Origin of the sequence: Geobacillus uzenensis, from assembly GCF_002217665.1 — a bacterium.
GTDB classification, from domain to species: Bacteria; Bacillota; Bacilli; order Bacillales; family Anoxybacillaceae; genus Geobacillus; species Geobacillus subterraneus.
Genome location: NZ_NEWL01000006.1, coordinates 177001 through 196533 on the forward strand (window position 1 = coordinate 177001; position 19533 = coordinate 196533).

17 protein-coding genes and 1 pseudogene are annotated in these 19533 nt (G+C 53.3%); 7 read left to right on the plus strand and 11 right to left on the minus strand.

What is annotated here, in order from left to right; all coding sequences use genetic code 11:
* Positions 1-57: 57 nt before the first annotated feature.
* The 6 genes and pseudogenes from B9L21_RS08320 to B9L21_RS08345 all read right to left on the minus strand — a co-directional run bounded on the left by B9L21_RS08320 (position 58) and on the right by B9L21_RS08345 (position 6665).
* Positions 58-483, minus strand: a complete 426-nt coding sequence (locus tag B9L21_RS08320) for an STAS domain-containing protein (protein WP_063165974.1) — start codon at positions 481-483, stop codon at positions 58-60.
* Positions 484-547: 64 nt separating this feature from the next.
* Positions 548-982: an ATP-binding protein gene (locus B9L21_RS08325; RefSeq protein WP_023817603.1), complete on the minus strand. Its 435-nt coding sequence runs from the start codon at positions 980-982 to the stop codon at positions 548-550.
* 12 nt (positions 983-994) lie between these two features.
* Positions 995-2440 (minus strand): SpoIIE family protein phosphatase, encoded by a 1446-nt coding sequence (locus B9L21_RS08330; protein WP_063165975.1) that lies wholly within the window; start codon positions 2438-2440, stop codon positions 995-997.
* Positions 2441-2668: 228 nt separating this feature from the next.
* Complete coding sequence (locus tag B9L21_RS08335; RefSeq protein ID WP_063165976.1) at positions 2669-3772, minus strand: GerAB/ArcD/ProY family transporter; 1104 nt, start codon at positions 3770-3772, stop codon at positions 2669-2671.
* Between the two features lie 64 nt (positions 3773-3836).
* Positions 3837-5042: a Ger(x)C family spore germination protein gene (locus tag B9L21_RS08340; RefSeq protein ID WP_063165977.1), complete on the minus strand. Its 1206-nt coding sequence runs from the start codon at positions 5040-5042 to the stop codon at positions 3837-3839.
* Positions 5039-6665, minus strand: a pseudogene (locus tag B9L21_RS08345) (spore germination protein). Before B9L21_RS08345 ends, B9L21_RS08340 begins: the two are co-directional and overlap by 4 nt.
* 129 nt (positions 6666-6794) lie before the next feature.
* Here B9L21_RS08345 and B9L21_RS08350 point away from each other — a divergent pair.
* Positions 6795-7022: a hypothetical protein gene (locus tag B9L21_RS08350; RefSeq protein WP_063165978.1), complete on the plus strand. Its 228-nt coding sequence runs from the start codon at positions 6795-6797 to the stop codon at positions 7020-7022.
* A gap of 299 nt (positions 7023-7321) precedes the next feature.
* Here B9L21_RS08350 and B9L21_RS08355 read toward each other — a convergent pair whose 3' ends face one another.
* The 4 genes from B9L21_RS08355 to B9L21_RS08370 form a co-directional block, all read right to left on the minus strand.
* Complete coding sequence (locus tag B9L21_RS08355; protein WP_063165979.1) at positions 7322-9031, minus strand: ABC transporter permease; 1710 nt, start codon at positions 9029-9031, stop codon at positions 7322-7324.
* On the minus strand, positions 9006-9905 hold the full coding sequence (locus tag B9L21_RS08360) for an ABC transporter ATP-binding protein (protein WP_063165980.1): 900 nt from the start codon (positions 9903-9905) through the stop codon (positions 9006-9008). Before B9L21_RS08360 ends, B9L21_RS08355 begins: the two co-directional genes overlap by 26 nt.
* Positions 9902-10279 (minus strand): GntR family transcriptional regulator, encoded by a 378-nt coding sequence (locus tag B9L21_RS08365; RefSeq protein ID WP_128733422.1) that lies wholly within the window; start codon positions 10277-10279, stop codon positions 9902-9904. The genes B9L21_RS08360 and B9L21_RS08365 overlap by 4 nt, the downstream gene beginning before the upstream one ends.
* A gap of 387 nt (positions 10280-10666) precedes the next feature.
* The gene (locus B9L21_RS08370) at positions 10667-11392 is read right to left on the minus strand and encodes a YetF domain-containing protein (protein WP_063165981.1); all 726 of its coding nucleotides are present in this window, start codon (positions 11390-11392) and stop codon (positions 10667-10669) included.
* 158 nt (positions 11393-11550) lie between these two features.
* Here B9L21_RS08370 and B9L21_RS08375 point away from each other — a divergent pair, with 158 nt between their 5' ends.
* The 5 genes from B9L21_RS08375 to B9L21_RS08395 all read left to right on the plus strand — a co-directional run bounded on the left by B9L21_RS08375 (position 11551) and on the right by B9L21_RS08395 (position 18004).
* The gene (locus B9L21_RS08375) at positions 11551-12642 is read left to right on the plus strand and encodes a GerAB/ArcD/ProY family transporter (protein ID WP_063165982.1); all 1092 of its coding nucleotides are present in this window, start codon (positions 11551-11553) and stop codon (positions 12640-12642) included.
* Positions 12642-14177, plus strand: coding sequence for a spore germination protein (locus B9L21_RS08380; RefSeq protein ID WP_063167358.1), 1536 nt, complete (start codon positions 12642-12644; stop codon positions 14175-14177). Before B9L21_RS08375 ends, B9L21_RS08380 begins: the two co-directional genes overlap by 1 nt.
* Positions 14174-15322 (plus strand): Ger(x)C family spore germination protein, encoded by a 1149-nt coding sequence (locus tag B9L21_RS08385; RefSeq protein WP_063165983.1) that lies wholly within the window; start codon positions 14174-14176, stop codon positions 15320-15322. The genes B9L21_RS08380 and B9L21_RS08385 overlap by 4 nt, the downstream gene beginning before the upstream one ends.
* A gap of 121 nt (positions 15323-15443) precedes the next feature.
* Positions 15444-16637: an MFS transporter gene (locus B9L21_RS08390; RefSeq protein ID WP_063165984.1), complete on the plus strand. Its 1194-nt coding sequence runs from the start codon at positions 15444-15446 to the stop codon at positions 16635-16637.
* Between the two features lie 74 nt (positions 16638-16711).
* Positions 16712-18004, plus strand: a complete 1293-nt coding sequence (locus B9L21_RS08395) for a sensor histidine kinase (protein WP_063165985.1) — start codon at positions 16712-16714, stop codon at positions 18002-18004.
* Positions 18005-18312: 308 nt separating this feature from the next.
* Here B9L21_RS08395 and B9L21_RS08400 read toward each other — a convergent pair whose 3' ends face one another.
* Entirely contained in the window at positions 18313-18519 is a 207-nt protein-coding gene (locus B9L21_RS08400) for a DUF6501 family protein (RefSeq protein WP_063165986.1), read from the minus strand.
* A 191-nt stretch (positions 18520-18710) separates the two neighbouring features.
* Between B9L21_RS08400 and B9L21_RS08405 the strand changes: the two genes are divergently transcribed.
* Positions 18711-19484 carry an SDR family NAD(P)-dependent oxidoreductase gene (locus B9L21_RS08405; RefSeq protein WP_063165987.1) on the plus strand — a complete coding sequence of 258 codons (774 nt, stop codon included), beginning with the start codon at positions 18711-18713 and terminating at the stop codon, positions 19482-19484.
* The last annotated feature ends 49 nt before the right edge of the window (positions 19485-19533 follow it).

A 19533-nucleotide genomic window follows, 5' to 3' on the forward strand; every position in this document is an offset into this window, starting at 1 on the left:
CGGCTGCAAACCACCGCGGGCATCTTTTTGTCACAGCGCCGTTCCAACGAGGGCGGTTTACGGCCGGCATTTCCGCCATGCCGAATAGAGCTCCTCTTGGCCGACTGAATCCGGTAAGCGCAGCGGGGGGAGCGACAGCAGCTGCTGCTCATCGGCAACGATTGGCAATAGCCGGTCAAGCTTGGCAATGAGCAAAATCTTTTCTAACACAGCATTATCCCGGACGATCATGGCCATGGCCCGGCTGGCGCTGACCACTTGCTTGAAAAAGCGGACAAGAAGCGCCAACCCGGTGCTGTCCAAAAATTGGAGGCCGCTGACATCGATCAAAACAAGGCGGCGTTTGACGGCAACTGCCGCCATCGCCAGTTTTTGTTCCGCGGCAAGCTGTGTATCATAAGCGAGCCGCCCGGTCAGCTTAATGCACTCGTATGCAGACTCCGTAACCATTTCAAGTTCAAACGACAACCGATGCTGTTTCATCATATCCCCCTATCGTTGACCAGCCATGCCCCACCCCCGCTGCCCGCGTTCACCGAGACGCCGGCTAAAACGGTCTATGTTGCGCTCTTTGCATTTTCATCACCAGCACCCGCCGCCCGCCTGCCCGCTCCACTAAAGCCGTCGCGTCCATAATTTCATGAATAAGCAATAGTCCGCGCCCCGATTCAGCGAGAAGCACATCGGCGAGCGTTTTTCCGCCGAGTTGTTCCATCGTTTCCTGTGGGATGCCGCCGCCGTCATCCTCGACCGCCACCGTCACTTCATCGTCTGTCATAGAAAAAGACAACGAAACGACCCCCTCTTCCAATCCCGCCTGCCGGACGGCTTTGACGGCATTAACTACCGCCTCATGCACCGCCAGCACAAACAATTCGGCATCGCGGACAGCAAATAACCAGGCGGCTTGCTCTGCGATCAGATCGCAAAATGCAATCGCCTCCTCGCTCGCCTCGCAGCGCACCATCCACTCGGCTATCAAGTTGGCTCCCGCCTACCCATGGACTGTAATTGACAACAAACAAATGTCATCGGACGGACGAGCGAGCGAAGGACTTTGACTAATTAACTGTTCTAGGAAACGTTTATCCGGCAAATGGCGGTACGTTTGGGTGCATGTACGAATTTTCTCGATGCTTTGCAAAATGGACGGATCCATTTCCTCTAAAATGCCGTCTGTATACAACAGCAACCGGGCTCGCCGGCCGTAGTCGATCACCCCTTTTTCAAACGGCAAAGAAAACGGGCTGCCGATCGCCAGGCCGCCTTTATCGAGCTCGTGCACGCTTCCATCGTCAAAGACGAGCAGCCCGGCCGGATGGCCGGCGTTCGTGTATTCAATTTTTCGCTCTTTCGTATCAATGACTAAGTAAATCATCGAAAACAAATAACGGATGTCATTTGCCTCATCCGGAAATAAGCTTTGCACATGCTTCTCCAGCTCACTCGCCACGGAAACGGGGTCAATGACGCGCACGATCAATCCGCGCAAAAGCGAGCGGAGCAGCATGCTCACTAACGCCGAGGAAATGCCGTGGCCCATCACATCGATGACGATCACTCCATAGCGGTATAAATCGATTTGGTAACAAGCGTAAATATCGCCGGATAAATCATCGGACGGAATATAAACCGCTTCCATCGTCACCGCCTGATTTTGAATGAGCGGCGTCAACAAATTGTGCTGGATTTTTTTCGCCAGCTCGACTTGGCGCCGACGCTCGGCCTCCTTTTGTTTCCGCTTGGTGATATCTTCCGCAAGGACAACATACCCGCTTGAGCTGGACACCGGAATGACCGTGTAGGCAATATGGACCGGCGTACCGTCTTCGCGTTGCACCATTCCTTCCCCGGATGGCCGCTTCTCGAGCGAAAACGGAAGCGATGTTTGACCGCCATGGCGGAAAAGCTCCCAGATCGGGCGGCCGACCGCTTCCTCTTTTCGGCGTCCAAACAGCGTTTCAGCGCTGTTGCCCCAATCTTGCACCGTCCCGTCCGCTCTCACCGGAACAACGGCAAACGGCGCAGAAGCATAAATGGCGCGCAGCACCTCCGCCGGCGTCAAAGAGGCGGCAGGCAGCGCACAATCCCGTTCCGCAAACCGCCAAACGAGCCATTCCCCTTCGCTGCCTGATAGCCGATAGACGTTCATCCAACTCGTATAGGCTTTCCCGCTTTTCGCTACATGGCGCGCTTCTCCTTGCCAACATCCGTCCTTTTTTACCGCCTCGGCGATGCCATCTAACAACGCGGCCGACCACTCGGCTGAAAACAGAACGCCGACCGGCTGCCCGACTAATTCATGTTTGGCAAATCCGAGCCATCTTGGCGTCAGCTCGCTGACCGCAACAATCAAAAGTTGATGGTCGGTCATCACCATGCCGCTGCCCAACTGTTCCGCGTCTAGCTGATCGATCGCCTGTACATTCGCTTTCACCATCGTTCAACCCTTTTTTGTTATAATCAACATCCATCGCTTTTAGCTGACACCGGCTTCCCGAAACAAACACGCGCATCGGCGCCGGGTTGTTTCCACCCCGCCTTCGGGTTGCATGTTCAGCACCACATTTCGCCCCATTGTTCCTCGTAGGAACAGGTTATTGTTGTATTCGTGTTTTTTTGCGGTTTTTCCTGCTTGCTGCCGCATAAATCTTCTAGTCCGTTTTTCTTATTTTGCTGATTGTCCAAACCGCCGGCGAATCGCCGCAATCACAAGCAAGAGCACCGGAATGATGATTTGCAGCGGGATGTGCAGATAGAGCGTGACAATCTTTAATCCTTCATGAATATGTTCCGCATAGTTGCTGGCGATGGCGACCGACAAAAACAGCACGAGCAGCCCGAGCGGATAGACGAGCCGCTGATAGCTCGAAATGCCAAACAAGTTGGCCGCCCCGACGACCCCGGCATAAAAAAAGATGGAGACTTTAAAAAACCCGCCAATAATCAGGGCAATCATAAAAAAGACATCAAGCCGCTCTAAAAAGTGAGCGACTTGAATGCGGCGGATCGTATCCAAAAGCGGAAACGACGAACGCGACGCCGCATCAGGACCGAGGACGGCCATATTGATCGCCATAATGATCGCCAAATTGACTCCGCTCAGCACCATGCCAGCGACCCCGACTCTTCCTACTTTTACCGGATTGTTGATATATGGAAACAGCATCGTAAACACGATCATCTCTCCGAACGGAACATATAGCGTTTCGGTCAACACCGTTTTCCACACCCGCCTCCAGCCTTCCTCCAACACCGGCTGCAGCTGGGTCACGTCAACCAGCCCGGAAACAAACACAAGGATAAATCCGGCGAGCGCCAAAAAGTACAACACCGTCAAAAACAGCTCACCGGTGCGCGCCAACACCTCGAACCCTTTATAGACGCCATACATAATGGTCAGCGCCATAATGGCATTTAACACGAACAACGGCGTTTCCGGGTAGGCAAACGTCAGCAGCAGTTCGCCAAAGTCGCGCAGCACACGGGCGGCAATGTAAAGAAAATATGTAATATAGACAACCGCCAACAGTTTGCCGAGCGGCGCCCCGACGATTTGCGGCAAATAAGCGGTCAACGGCTGGTCGGGATAATACTCGAACAATTGGCGATAAACGAAAAACAACAGCAGCCCGAGCGCCAAGCCGAGCAAAATGGCGATCCATACATCTTGCTTGGCGCTCACGCCGAGCGGAATGACGATGGCGCTGCCGTGTTCGAACAGCACAATTAACACAAATAGCTGGCGTGCGTTAATTTTTATGCGCTCCAACTGAATCTCACCGCCTTTGCCTAGTCAACTCCCCTCCCCCATGCCGGCTTTGGCCGGCGACCATTTATTCTTCTATATATGGCTTATTCCGCAGCCCGGTGCGGCGGATGTACAGATCAGCCGTTACAGTGACGTCAAGTTCGGGAAAATAGCGGTCGTGCCACTCTTTCTCGATCTTCTTCCATAAGCGCGGGGCAGCGCGGTGAACCGCGTCGCCAAACCCGAAAATATCCGTTTTTTCACGCTGGGCCGTTTCAATGGCTTTTGTAACCTCCTGTTTGACGTTCCGTTCCAGTTCTTGTTCTAAACGGAATACCACGCCGGCGTCGGCTAGGTTAATGGGGACGCGCGCCTCGCTGATGTCGCCTTCCGCCTTGATATGAACGGAGATGGATGGCCGACCGTTGTTGACGCGCGCCTCTACATTCGTTTTCGCCCGCGCCGCCCGATAGCCGATCGCTTCCTGTTTTCCTTCCCACGGAATAGTGAGATTCGTTTGATGAATGCGGTCAAGCACCCACATCATGCCGCGCGCCGTCGGCCCGTCGGCCCAGCCAATCAGGCGGCCGTTTTTAAACAGCGCCAGCCCGTTCAACGTGACGCGGGCATCAGGCACGGACGACTGCACGTTTTCTTGCCGCTTCCCTTTTTTTAAGCCCCCTTCAATCGATACCCCGGTTATGACCGGGTTTCGGCCGGGCGAAGCGATGCCGCGAATCGCCCACCAAACGTCTACATTAATCGTTTGTCCCCAAGCCATTTCGGAAAATTCAAGCGTTCTAATAATTTGATTGGCGGAAATTTTATCGATTGGCGTCAGCACCGAAAGCGTGTCTTTCGCCGAATGGCCGCGGGCGATGACAAGGCGCGCCGTCGTCCGGAACTGCTGACTGCGCTCCATCGCATCGAACACCCCGTCCAGCCCTTCGCGCGCCAGCTCTTCGCCGACGACGACTAAGTTCGTATGGGCGTAATACAGAAGACGCGACACTTTTTCCGACGCTTTCCGGCTTGCCTCGACCAAACTGTCCCCGGTTGACGTATAAATCGACACCGGCACCCCGGCCGCCCCGCCGCCGCGCTGCGTCGCCCCGGCGACGTTGCCCGGGTTGACGACTTGAAAGGAAGCGAGATACTTGCCGTCTTCTGTTTTATCGAGGCCAACGGCAATGACAAACGCCAAATCGGTCAGCTCTTTTTTGCTCCAACAGCCCGAAAGCAAACAGACGCAGGCGGCAAACGGCAAAAACATGCCAAGCAGCCGTTTCATGACTCATCCCCCTTCTCTTGGCGCGACGGCGCCGGCGGCTGCGGCTTTTGGTCGCCCGATTGGCGAACGATATTTTTTTGGTTAATCAGGCGCGGCCGCTCGCGAAACATCCATGTCGGGACACGGAACAGCGTATCGCCTATATTTGACGGCGTAAACGGAGCGAGCGGCGACATATACGGGACGCCGAACGAACGCAAGCTGCATAAATGAATCGTCATGACCAAAATGCCCATCATAATGCCGTAAAACCCGAACATCGCCGCCAAAAACATGAGACCAAACCGGATGAGCCGCGCCGAGATGGCAATGGCAAATGACGGCGTCGCAAAGCTGGCAATCGCTGTAATCGAAACGACGATGACCATTGCCGACGAGACAAATCCTGCCTCCACCGCCGCCTGGCCGATGACCAAAGCCCCGACGATCGACACCGCCTGGCCGACGGCGCGCGGCAAGCGGACGCCGGCCTCGCGCAACACTTCAAACGTCACCTCCATCATGAGCGCTTCAACAAATGCCGGAAACGGCACCGCCTCGCGCTGGGCGGCGATGGCAATGACGAGCTGGGTCGGGATCATCTCTTGATGAAACGTCGTCGCCGCGATGTAAATGGCCGGGGCGACAAGGGAGATAAAGAAAATGAGCACGCGTAAAAAACGAAGGGCTGTCGCGATGTCAAAACGGGCATAATAATCTTCAACCGCTTGGAAAAATTGAATGAACAATGCTGGTGCGACAAGGACAAATGGCGTCCCTTCGACAAAAATAGCGACCCTTCCTTCAAGCAAATTGGCGGCGACAATATCGGGCCGCTCCGTATGGTACGTTGTCGGGAAGGTGGTAAACGTCTGATCTTCAATCAATTGTTCGATATAGCCGGACTCGAGCACGCTGTCAATGTCGATGCGGCGGAGGCGCGTCTTCACTTCCTCGATGATTTCGTCATTGGCGATTCCTTTCACATACATGATGGCGACATCGGTTTGCGTCACCGTGCCGATTTGCATCGTCTCCAGCCAAAGGTTCGAGTTTTTAATGCGGCGGCGGATCATCGCCGTATTCGTGCGCAGTGATTCCGTAAACCCTTCGCGCGGGCCGCGAATGGCGATTTGCGTCTGCGGTTCTTCAATCGAGCGGTATTGCCCGCCTTTTGTGCTCGCGCTAATGGCAAACGGCACCCCGTCAATGAGCATCACCGTCTCCCCGGAAAACAGATCAAAAAACAGCTGCTTCCATTCGGCGACATGCTTGACGCCGCCAACCGCAGCGAGTTTTTTTTTCAATCCATTGAAACCGCTCTTTTTCCTCGAGCGCGAGCGGAAACGACGCCGTAAGGAGCGGCATAAGCAAAAACTCGTACACATTTTTTTCATCGACGAGCCCGTCGACAAAGACGATGGCCGCTTTCATTTGCGTTTCCTGGCCGAGGGAAAAACGGCGAATGACGACATCGCTGCTTTCTCCGGTCGCCCGCCGAATGATGTCGATGTTCACCGCCAGTTCAGGTGACAGCGGCTCTTGCGGGACGTCCGCCGCTTCGCCGCTATGGTCGGTCCCTTCTTGCTGCACACCGTCGTTCATCCGATCCTTTTGCCGGCGCATCCCCCACTGAAACAACATGCCCCTCTCCTCCTTGCTCCGTGTCACTTTTATCTTCCATTATAGGCAATCAGCCAAAAGTGTATACGGGGGTGCATCATTCCTCCCTAGCCGGAGAACACTAAACGAAAAAGCGGCAGGTGGCTTGCATTGAAAGTCGTATTCCTCTCCCTCGCCTTTATGCTGCTGTTGGGCGGAACGGCGGTAGGGATGGACTTGTTGCTAGGATTAACGTTGCTTCAATCGTTTCATAACGTGCTCAATCCGTTTCGCGTGATGGAAACACCTGAGCTGTTTCTGTTATTCCTTTTTATCGCTTTTTGGCTGCTTGACTTGCTCACCGTATGGCTTTGGCGTCGGAAAAAGACGGCGTCTTAATCGAGTAGGAGAGGGTGACTAACCCTCGTCCTCTCACACCACCGTACGTACCGTTCGGTATACGGCGGTTCCATTAAGTCTGACGCAGAGATTCATATCGTTGATAAAGACTCTTCAGCCCTTGGGGAAGTTTGCCGCCCGCTTCCTTCAGATTCTGCGTCGCCGCAGACACCCTTGCGTTAAGCTAACTGCTACTTCTGCCTTCGCAGTTCGGGACTTTCACCCTATAGACTGCACCCATGCCGGGCGCACACGGACAAAACGGGCAGAGGATCGGCCCCTGCCCGTTTTTTATTCGTTCATTTTTTGATCAAGTCATCTCCCACATGCCGCCGTTCGAGCCATTGGCGCACATGTGTATAGTTTTCCGCGAGCCCCAAGCCGAACGAATCGCCGTCGCTTTGCAGCAGTTCGACGTCTCCGTACCATATGCTCACGGTGCCCATCATGTTTTCGACCGGTTCGTTCCACAAGTCTTGTTTCAGGGCGCCGATAAACGATTCAATTTCCTTCGGCTCAGCTAAAACAAGCACCGGCTGCCCTGTATTCATGTTTCGTATCGTCACTTGGCGGATCGGCGAATAGCCGCCCGGGCGAAGCAGTAAATGGTACTGCTGTTTATACTCTTTCGACTCCATAATGCGGCGAAAATGCGTCATATACGGTTCGACCGGCACTTCATAGCGGCGGAGGAGGCGCGTGCCGTCTTTGAGCACATAGCCGATCACCACCGACTGAACGTTGCCAAGACGGGGCGGCGACGGTTGATCGTGCGCGAGCTGCTGATGAAACGCCCGCACCGCCTCGATATTTTCTTTCGTGCGGAGAAATTGGTCATATTCTACAAACGAGCGGCCGATCTGCTCCGGGTGTTCAAAGTTCATCGTCGACTGACCAAAGTACACTTGCTTAATGTCTGCCACTGCCGGCACGCGCTGCTCATAGCCGGTAAGATCGATGCGGATGAGAAAGGCAAGAACGGCCATCACCGCCGCAAACGCGACGTACCCTTTCCAGCGGTGAAATACACGCCACGTTTTCGCGATGACCATCTGGGCAATCGCGTACCCAAGCAAAGAAAACGTTATATAGCCGAAGACGATCCAGCCCCATTGCCGCTCCACTTCTCCAAAATAAAAGCCGCCGACAAGCCACGAGCAAAACGCGACCCCATACACAAACAGCGGACGGAGCGCCGGAAACGCCAGCGCCTGCCCGGCCGCTTCTGACGGCCGCCGCTCATACAGCCAAACCGCGAGGCCAAACAAAAGAAGCGCCAACAGCAGCAACAATCCCGTCTCCCCCGCGTTCATCGCCTGATCCATCAACATCGCGTAGCGAAGCGGAATCACCAGCCGATCCAACTCTGTTGACAAATAATACACATCCGGAAACCCAGACAATAATAATGATAAATTCGTGTAAATCAAAATCAGCATGCCGGCCGGGAAAAAGAGAAAAATATTCGTCAGCACGACATGAAGCGCCGATTGGCCGACGAGAATGCCTACAGCGATGCCAAGGGCGAAGATGACCGTTTCCATGACAACCGTTTCACCGAACCAGCGCCATACGTCCGCCGGCTCGATCGGCCATGGCAGGTCAAGTCCATACAGGCAGCCGATGGCAACAAGAGCTACTGTAAAAAGCGGCACAACTAACATGAGCCAGCCGAATACGATTTGGCTTGTGAGCAATTCGGTGCGGCGGATGGGTAAACTATGAATAAAGTCGGCCGACCGTTTGTCATGCATATAGCGAAGCGCCCCAGCCGATGCCAGCACGGGGACAAGCCAGGCGATCAATGTTTCCAACCCATTGGATATATAGTATACATTTTCCCACTGCGGCACATTGCCCACTTTCGGGTCATATTCGGAATACGCGAGCGCGATCGGCAGCACGATCGCCGCCAGCCATAGCAGCGAATGAATGATGGCAACCCAGCCGATTTGACGAAGATTTTGCGTCCACATGGCACGATTAGCCGACCACCGTTTCACGGACATGAGCATCGCCCCCCATTTCATACATAAAAATTTCTTCGAGCGACAGCGGCAGCACATCAAGGATTAGCGGATGAAACGTGCGGACCGTCTCCTCTATGCGCCGCTTTTCCCCGCGGACAATCAGGATGGCGATGCTGCCGCGCTCCTCGCGGTGGACGATATCGAGGCGTTCGGCCAATTCGCCCGGAAATCCATCACGAAACGCCAGCTGCAGTTTATGCATGCCGGCTCGCAATTCATCCAAATCGCGCTCGAGCTGCACCACACCGCGCGCCATCAATCCGACCGTGCCGCATAAATCTTCGAGTTCTCGCAAATTGTGCGATGAGATAACGACGGTCATCTCCCGTTCGACCACCTCATCAATCAACAATTGTTTGACGTGGCGGCGAACGAACGCATCGAGCCCATCGAGCGGCTCATCCATAATGAGCACATCCGGCTGAACGGAAAAAGCGAGCCAAAAGGCAGCTTGGCGCTGCATGCCTTTGGAAAACTGCTGAATCTTTTTGTTTGGATCAAGCGCAAAGACGGACTGCAATTCCAGAAACCGTCCGCGGCTGAACGAAGGGTACAGTTGCTCGTAAAAATCCGCCATTTGCCGAATTGTCGCGTGCGGAAAAAAGTAGACAAAGTCTGGCAAAAATAAAATTCGCTGCTTCACTTGAACGTTTTCCCACAACTCCTCGCCATCAATTGTAATCGTCCCGCGGTCTTGGCGGAGAATGCCGGCCATCATCTTGAGCAGCGTCGTTTTTCCGGCGCCGTTCGGGCCGAGCAACCCATAAATCACTCCTTTTGGCACCATCATGTTCGCGCCCTTGACGGCCGCAAACCGATCAAACGTTTTCGTCACGTCCACAAGTTGAATCACGATCCTCCCCCTCTTTCTTCCCCTTCTCGAATCCATTGCCATAACTGCTCATTCGTCACCCCTAAAAACCGCGCCTCTTTGACAAGGCGGACAAACTGCTCACGGACCGCGGCGACCGCCTCGATGTTTGGTTCTTTTGAACGCGGGGCGACGAAACTGCCTTTCCCTGGAATCGAATAAATCCAGCCTTCGCGCTCCAGTTCGCGGTACGCTTTTTGAATCGTATTTGGGTTGATCATCAGCTGTTTCGCCATCGTCCTGACCGATGGCAGCTGATCGTGCGGCTGCCATAGTTCGCGAACGATCATTTCTTTCATTTTGTCAATCAGCTGCTCGTAAATCGGCTGGCGGCTTCGCAAATCGAGCTCAAACATCTCCCCTCCTCCTCTCATTGTCACAACCGTACTATAACCAATAGTACACATAAAACAGAAGAAACACAAGCACTTTTTTTAAATGAAAGTTAAGGAATGCAGCCGATCCAAGAAGGTTGGCGACCGAGTGAAAAATGTGCCTCGACAACGTTGTTTTCCTTTGAAACGTCTTATAGAAGACCGTGTTTTTATCACGTTGGATGGTCGATCGAATGGGAATGATGGTTTTTCACTCCTCTTGAGAAGGGCGTGATTTCATAGAAATGCGGTATTCCCCTGAGTGAGAAAGGCATAAAAGCAGCCGTTCTCCGCATTTCGAGGAGGGGCGGTTTTTTAAGAAATCGTTGTTTTCCGCCTCCAGCTTCCTCATTAGTCGTCCCGCCACGATCATGATTCTTCCTTCAATCCTTGCTGCTTCGGCATCTTCCCCTCAGACGGTCGATACGTCTGTACAAACAATCCCTTCCCTTCCAACCACTCGGCAATCAATACCTCTTGCCATGAAGAGACTCCTTGTTTGCGCAGTTCCGCGGTGAGCCACTGCTCATTTTTCCCAAGCTCCATAAGTTCATCTCGCAACAGCTGGCCGTCGCGAACGAGCGTCACCGGCACATAGACGGGATGAGGCGGCAAGTGGAAATCTTCGCGCGTCGTTTTTTGATGATCCGCTTGTTTCAGCACGCTAATTTCTCCATCCGCTTCCAAAAAGCAAAACGCCACTTCACGGATCGAAAACGTCTCATGTTTGCGAAGCAAGCTTTGCAGTTGGTTGAGGGTGAGGCGGCTTTTTTTCAATGCCTCGTAATCAATGGCGCCGTTTCGAATAAGCACTGTCGGTTTTCCTTCGCTCCACAGGCGGAAGGAAAGCCACTTTTGGCTCGCATACTCGACCAAAAGCAACATCCCTCCCCAAAGGGTGATCGAATAGATGATGTACCAAAGGTGAATATGGTCGTCATACAGCGCATTGCCAAGCAGCTCGCCAAGCACGATGGCAGCGATAAACGTAAACGGGCTCATTTGGCTGATCAACTTTTTGCCGGCGATTTTGACGACGGCGAACAACAGAATAAAGCCGATGACAAGTTCAAGCGTCAACTGGAGCCATTTCATAGCACGCCCTCCTTACCATGCTGTGAATTTTCGCTCTTCCTTTGTATTGTGCCTCTGACTCCTCAGAAGTTTCGCTATTGGGTTGACGTTTGAAAGAATAAATCCCCCTGCACTGGAAACAATACTTAAAGATAGTCATAGGAAGAAAGGGATTCATAATGAATGGACAGACGCTCAGCGTTCTGCAGGTTTTATGTATGGTTATGCTGTCAGTTGGGCTGATGAATCATGTGATCGTTATCCCCTTTATGCTCGAGGCCGCTCACCGCGATGCATGGATCGCCGCCTTGGGAGCATTGGGGGGCTTGCTCATCTGGCTGCCGCTTCTTTATTTCATCCTCAAACAATTGAATGGCGAGCGGTTGTTCGACTGGCTAAAAAACCGTTTTTCAAGCCCAGTAGCCTATATGGTGGCCGGTGTCAGCACCATATTCTTGCTTCTTCATAGCTTTGTTACATTAAATGATACCATCACGTTTACCACAACTTCTTATTTGACGGCGACGCCGCGGTGGGCGCTGATTGTTCTCATCGTGATCGCCTGTTTTTATAACGCGTATCGAGGCATCGACTCGATTGCTAATACAGCGATGATTATTTGGCCGTTTGTCATTGTCTTCGGCTTTTTTGTCATGCTGTCAACCACTCCCCATAAAGACTATTCGCTGCTCAAGCCGATGCTTGAGCACGGCATGGCGCCTGTGCTTCGTGGCATGATGTATGCTGGGGCGGGGTATGCGGAAGTGGTCGTTCTTTTATTCCTCTCTCACCGCCTGCCGCGCCCGTTTTCATGGAAAGCGCTTGCCGCCATTGCCTTCTTGACGGCCGGTCTGAGCATCGGTCCGACGATCGGGGCCATTGTCGAATTCGGACCCGAACAAGCGACACGTCTTCGCTATCCGGCGTTTGAACAATGGCGGATGGTCAGTTTAGGGACGTACATCGAACATGTTGACTTTCTGTCGGTCTATCAGTGGCTGTCCGGTGCTTTCATCCGCCTTTCTTTGGCAACGGCGCTGATTGTGGAACTATTCCCGATCCGCCATTCGCAAACGCGCCGTTGGGTGCTTATCGTTCTTTACTTAGCGATCACATTGGCGGCCTTGGCACCGGGTAGCGATGAACAATTTTTGCGTTTTGTCAAACATTGGGTATTGCCATCATCACTGCTGTTTAGTCTTGCACTGTCTGTTGTGTTAGTCAGCTTAGCTCTATTGACATACCGTAAAGAGAAAAGAGGGATGGCATGATGAAACAGCTCATGCGCGCCGCCCAAGGTAAGCGGCTGAAAGACGATTACACCGGATTGGAGACTGTGATCATCTCCGAAGAAGCATTGCGCATGATGTATGCCAAATGCTCTGACGTCATCATGACGGAAACAACGATTTCATCGCCTTTGTCTGACGGTTCGTCGGCTGTAGTGCATTTGCTGTTTATTTATTGTGAAGAATTGTGCGATACACAAATGTTGCAAAAGACCATCTATCCGATGTTTCGTGCGCTGTGTGAACGGCATCCGTGCTTCTCGCCTGCTGACATCGAAACACGCAAGCCGCCCGCACTCGAATACATGGGACACGAAGTGCGGATCGATGATCTCAACTTGAGACTGTTTAGCGGCGATTTGCTCATTTACTTTCGCGAAGCGGACGTCTTATACGCAATGCCACTCGCCAGCCCGCCCAACCGCGACCCGGAGGAGCCGAACACAGAAGTGTCGATCCGCGGGCCAAAAGACGGATTCATTGAGGAAATCAGCAAAAACGTAGCTCTCATCCGCAAGCGGCTGCGCTCGCATCGACTCGTCTATGAGCCGTTCATCATCGGTACGCGCAGCCAGACAAAAGTCGGGCTACTCTATGTTGATGATATTGCGAACACAGCCATCATCGATGAGGTGAGAAGCCGTCTGCTCAGTTTATACATCGACTCGGTGACCAGCACCAACCAAATTGAGGAATGGCTATCCGACAGTCCGTTTTCTTTGTTTCCGATGTTTGGTTATACCGGACGGCCTGATTTTGCTGTCAATTCGCTTCTTAACGGCCGTTTTATCATCTTAGTGGACGGGGCACCGACCGCCTTGATCGGTCCGGCCAATTTAACCTTTTTGCTGAACACATCGGAAGATAACAACACGTTTTTCCTGTTTGTTGTGTTTCAGCGTCTGCTTCGGCTGGTTGGTACGTCGGTTGCCATTTTTTTGCCGGGCGCCTGGGTCGCGCTCACCTCGTTCCATCCAGATCAGTTGCCGTTCACCTTGCTGGCCACGCTGATTTTATCGCGCCAGGGGGTGCCGCTTCCGGTACCGCTGGAAATGTTTGTGATGATGATTTTGTTTGAAGTGTTTAAAGAAGCTGGAATGCGGCTGCCGATCGCCATCGGGCAGACGCTGTCGGTTGTTGGCGGCTTGATTATCGGACAAGCGGCGATCAACGCTGGACTTGCCGCCCCAGCCACACTCGTTATTGCTGCCATTTCTGTCATCTCAACATTTACGCTTGTCAATCAAAACATCGCCGGCAGCGTCACTTTGCTGCGCTTTATCGTTCTCACTTTCGCTTCCGTTCTTGGTTTGTTTGGGTTTATCTTGTCGTTGTTTCTCATTTTGACTTATGCGGTCAACTTGCGCACTTTCGGCATTCCCTATTTGACGCCGCTGGCGCCGCCTTCAAAAGATATCGGGAAAGTGTTTATCCCGAGCACGTGGAAACAGTTCCGCACGCGCGACCGCATTGTTCGTCCGAATGATCTCGTTGCAAAAGAGAGGGAACGAAAATGAGGAAGCAGGTCATTCCCATCATCGCCTCTATCATGCTGCTTGGCGGTTGCTGGGACACGCGCAACATCGATCACATTGTCTACATTCATTCAATCGGGGTCGACTACAAAGATGGCCAAGTAATTGCCTACGTGCAGTTGGTCGGTTTCACCGCCCTTGCCAAAGTCGAAGCGGGGGGCGATAAAGAAAAAGCGGCGGTTTCCATCGGCAAAGCGCTGGGCGAAACATTTAACATCGCTACCGACAAGATCTATCCTTCCATTCAACAAAGAGTGTCGTGGGGCCATGTCAAAAGCATTGTCTTTACGAAACGCGCCTTGCAAAAAGATATTGTGGCCGATGTGATCGATGTGCTGAACCGTTACAATGAAATTCGCCATACAGCGTGGGTGTACGCTACTGATGAGCCGCTTTCCGACTTATTTGAAACAACGCCGCTGCTAAATGCTTCCTCATATTATTCACTGTTGTCTAATCCGGAAGAAATTTTCCAACAAAGTTCGTTTATCCGCCCGATCCGTCTCAGCCGATTGATTGCTGCGATGGATGAAAAAGCTGATACAGCTAGACTCCCTTATTTAACAATCGAAGACAATCGTTGGGCGGAAAATAAGAAGCCAAAACAAATGTTGGCTATATCCGGCGTTTGTTTTCTTCATGATTACCGTTTGCAAGGGTGTGAGCGCCGTTCCGATTTGCAAGGGCTCCGCTGGATTGAGCGGGACATTCGGCGCACCCCGATTTATGTCAAGCAAAAAGGGAAAACTGTTGCCTCTCTAATCGTCCATGATCCAAAAACGAAGTGGTCGGTTGGCGTGAAGGACGGAGAGCCTGCTTTTACTATAAACGTTGAGGCGCAAGGAAGTCTCCTCGAACTGCGTGAACCGCTCTCACGAAAACAACTGACCAAACTGGCGGAACAAACGGTGAAACAAGAAATCCACCGCTTATATGAACTGGGGAAAGAGCGACAGATCGATATATTGAATCTAGCGGAACAACTGTATCGCGAGCGTCCGAATCTCTGGAAAAAACATCAGACCGACGGCCTCATCCCGCTCAATAACCACACGCTGTCCGTAAACGTCAAGCTCGTCATCAGCGCATCCGGAAAAGAAAAACTGAATTTTCGCGCCGGCGATTGAAAAGACAAAAACGGAGCGCCCTCTTGCCTGCGCTCACGCCGGGAAATGGGGCTTTCTCCGCTGGCGAAGATCAAGTATAATTAGCCATATTAAGATCGATTTTGCGGAACGGGGGAGAACGATGGACGCTCATACGGAACGAACGAGCGCCGCCAACATGACTGTCTATCCGATTTTGTTCGCCATCAGCCTCGGACATTTCTTGAATGATGCCATGCAGGCGGTCATCCCGGCGCTCTTTCCGATTTTGCGCTCGACGATGGAGCTATCGTACACCGAAATCGGCTGGATTGCGTTTGCGCTAAACATGACGTCGTCGGTCATGCAGCCGGTCGTCGGTTTATGGACGGACCGGCTGCCGTCGCCGCGTTTTTTGCCGCTCGGCATGGCGGCGAGCTTGCTCGGCATGGCCGGGCTCGCCTTGGCGCCGAATTTTTGGTTTGTCTTGTTGTCTGTGCTGTTGGTCGGAATCGGTTCAGCCGTCTTCCATCCGGAAGGATCGCGCGTCGTTTATTTGGCGGCCGGTGCGCGGCGGGCGTTCGCCCAATCGATTTATCAAGTCGGCGGCAATACCGGCAACGCCTTGGCCCCGCTGTTTACCGCCCTGATTTTTGTGCCGTTCGGCCAAAAAGGAGCCGCTTGGTTTATGCTTGCCGCGGCTGTCGGCATCACCTTGCTTTGGCGCGTTTCGCACTGGTATGGTCATGAACTTGGCCGCCGTCCGGCGCCAAGCCAAACGAAAAAGGCGCAGCGCACCGATCCCGGACACCCGGTGGCGTTTGCGCTTGCCTTGCTCGTCTTTTTAGTGTTTGCCCGTTCATGGTATTCGGCCGGCATCTCGAACTATTACCAGTTTTACTTAATGGAAACGGCCCACATCTCGGTGCGCGAGGCGCAAGTGTACTTGTTCGCCTTTATGATCGCCGGTGCGATCGGAACGCTCGTCGGCGGGCCGCTCGCCGACCGGTTCGGCAAGCGCAACTTGATTCTCTGGTCGACGCTTGGAACCGCACCGTTTGCGCTCGCCTTGCCGCACGCGCCGCTTTCGCTTGCGCTGCCGCTGTTGCTGATCGCCGGCTTTGTATTGTCGTTAAGCTTCGCAACGTTTGTCGTCTACGCCCAAGAACTGCTGCCAAACCATGTCGGCATGGCGTCCGGCCTGATCGTCGGCTTGGCATTTGGCATGGGGGCGCTTGGCGCCGTCGTGCTCGGCAACATCGCCGACTTGTCGTCGCTCAACACGTTGATGATGCTTTGCAGCGCGCTGCCGCTGTTTGGCGCCTTGGCGGTTTGGCTGCCGAAAGACAAATCATAAAACTATTTTTCTTTCAACCTCTTTCCGATTATAATGGAAGACGATGATGTCCATCCGGTTAGGAGATTTTTTGTATGGCAGGCTTATATATTAATCAGCACGTCCTCAATAACTTATTTTATATTTTAGTCACCGTGTTTGCCTTTTCATTCATTTATGACCACAGCCCGGCGATTCAGCGCAAACCGCTGTACAACCGGGCGCTCCTTAGCACCTGTTTGGCGCTGGCGTCTGTGCTGTGCATGAAATTTCCGATTTATATTGATCCGACGTGCATCCACGATTTCCGGCAAATTCCGTTTTTGCTTGGAACGCTCTATGGCGGCGGTGGCGTCGGAGCTGTGCTGTTTGTCGTGTCAATGCTGGCGCGCACGATTTTGTATGGGTTTCAGCCGTTGACATTGATCGTTTACGCCATTATGCTCGTTGCCGCGGCGGCCGCCTCGCCGCTGTTTCGCCGGCTGCCCCGGTCCGGCAAGCTGTTCACCGCCATTTGGCTGACGTTTTTACTGGCGGTGCTCACCACGTTTGTCGCTATCATCATCGCCGATTTTCCGGTGACGAAGCCGTATATCGTGTATTTCATTTTGATGCCGCCGTTTGTGATGATGTTTGCGGTCTATTTGATGGAAACGCTCCATGAGGCCCAGCTCGCCCGGGCGGAACTAATGAAGATGGAAAAAATGGAGATCGTCAGCCAGCTGGCCGCCAGCATTTCGCATGAAATTCGCAACCCGCTCACTGTCGTAAAAGGGTTCATCCAGCTGCTGCAAACCGGGCCGCTGCCGCGCGAGACGGAGGAGCGGTACATCCGCATCGCCTTAGAGGAAGTCAAGCGGGCGGAAGCGATCATCCACGACTATTTGACGTTTGCCAAACCAGCGCCGAAAGAAACGGAGCCGATCGATGTAGCCGTCGAGCTTCAGAAAGTATTGCAAATGATTGCGCCGATGGCGCATATGCATTCGGTCGATCTCGCTTCCTCTCTTGAACACGCCGTCGTCACTGGCAATGTGCAATATTTCCAACAATGTTTCTTGAATTTATTCAAAAACAGCATTGAAGCGATGCCAAACGGCGGCACGCTTCGGGTGACGGCCGAGAACCGGGAAACATCGGTCGTCATCACCATTTCCGACAACGGCATCGGCATGACGAAAGAACAAGTGCGCCGCTTCGGTGAACCGTATTTCAGCACGAAAGAGAAAGGAACCGGACTTGGCGCCATGGTGGCAGTGAAAATCATCGAGCAAATGGGGGGAACGTGGAAGATCGAAAGCGCCGTCCAAAAAGGAACGACGGTGACGATTACCTTGCCGGCGCGCCGGGTGCGGCCGCCATCGGCGCAACAGAGCACCGCCGGCTGAATCGAGTAGGAGAGGGTGACTAACCCTCGTCCTCTCACACCACCGTACGTACCGTTCGGTATACGGCGGTTCCATTAAGTCTGACGCAGAGATTCATATCGTTGATAAAGACTCTTCAGCCCTTGGGGAAGTTTGCCGCCCGCTTCCTTCAGATTCTGCGTCGCCGCAGACACCCTTGCGTTAAGCTAACTGCTACTTCTGCCTTCGCAGTTCGGGACTTTCACCCTATAGACTGCACCCATGCCGGGCGCACACGAAAAACGGATGTCCGGTTTCGGACACCCGTTTTTTCATGGCCGCTAACGCAGTTATTGTACTTCTTCAAAATAATCTTTGTAAAACCCGCCGACTTTTCCGCTGTTGTCGACCACAAAATAAAACTCATCCGTTTCATTTTTCACTTCATACACGTTTCCCGGCGTCAAGACATGGTTGACGATGTATTTTTCCGCGTTCGTATGGACGCATTTCACTTTCTTGATCGTCGGCCGGGTCGCCCATGTGTAATGGATCATGGCGTCATCTCCTTTTCTTTATAGTTTTCCCCTTTCTTTATTGTAGCGGCCCGGACAACCAGCTGCAACGTTCAATTTGCCGCCATGGCCGGCTCCTCAATCGTTGGCGGCGGCAGACAACCGTGCTATAGTGAAACTATGCGGACACCCGCCAGCAAGCCGGGTCATCATTTTCGAAAGGGGAGACTCTTATGTTTTTGCCTTCATTCCGTTTGGACGGAAAAACGGCGCTTGTGACCGGAGCAGGGCGCGGCATCGGCCGGGCGATCGCCATCGGATTTGCCGAAGCCGGAGCGGACGTAGCGCTCATCGCCCGCACCAAAGCGGATTTGGAAGAAACGGCAAGCCACATTGAATCGCTCGGGCGGAAAGCGTACATATGGCCGGCCGATGTCACCGACCGGGAAGCGGTGCACAAGGCGGTCACCGGCGTCAAGCAACAGGCTGGATCCCTTGACATCATCGTCAACAACGCCGGAATGAACATCCGCACCCCAGCTTTGGATGTGACAGACAACGAATGGGAAACGATCATAAACACCAACTTAAAGTCAGCGTTTCTCGTCTCGCAAGAAGCAGGACGCGTGATGAAAGAACAAGAACGAGGCGGCAAAATCATCAACATTGCCTCGGTCGCCGGCCATGTCGCCTTGCGCACCGGTGTGGTGTACGCGGCGACCAAAGCGGCGCTCATCCAAATGACGAAAGTGCTGGCGTTTGAGTGGGGGCGCTACGGCATTCTCGTTAACGCCATCGGCCCGTGGTATTTCCGAACGCCGCTCACGAAAACGCTGCTTGAAGACGAAGCGTATGTGAACGACATTTTAGCCGTCACCCCGCTCAGACGGATCGGCGAGCTGCCTGAACTCGTCGGCCCGGCCGTGTTTCTTGCCTCCGATGCGGCCAGCTACATCACCGGTCAAACGCTATTTGTTGACGGCGGCATGACGATCCATGGCTTTTGATAAAGCGGGGCCAAATCGTACACCCTATAAATGCGCCCAGACTATATCG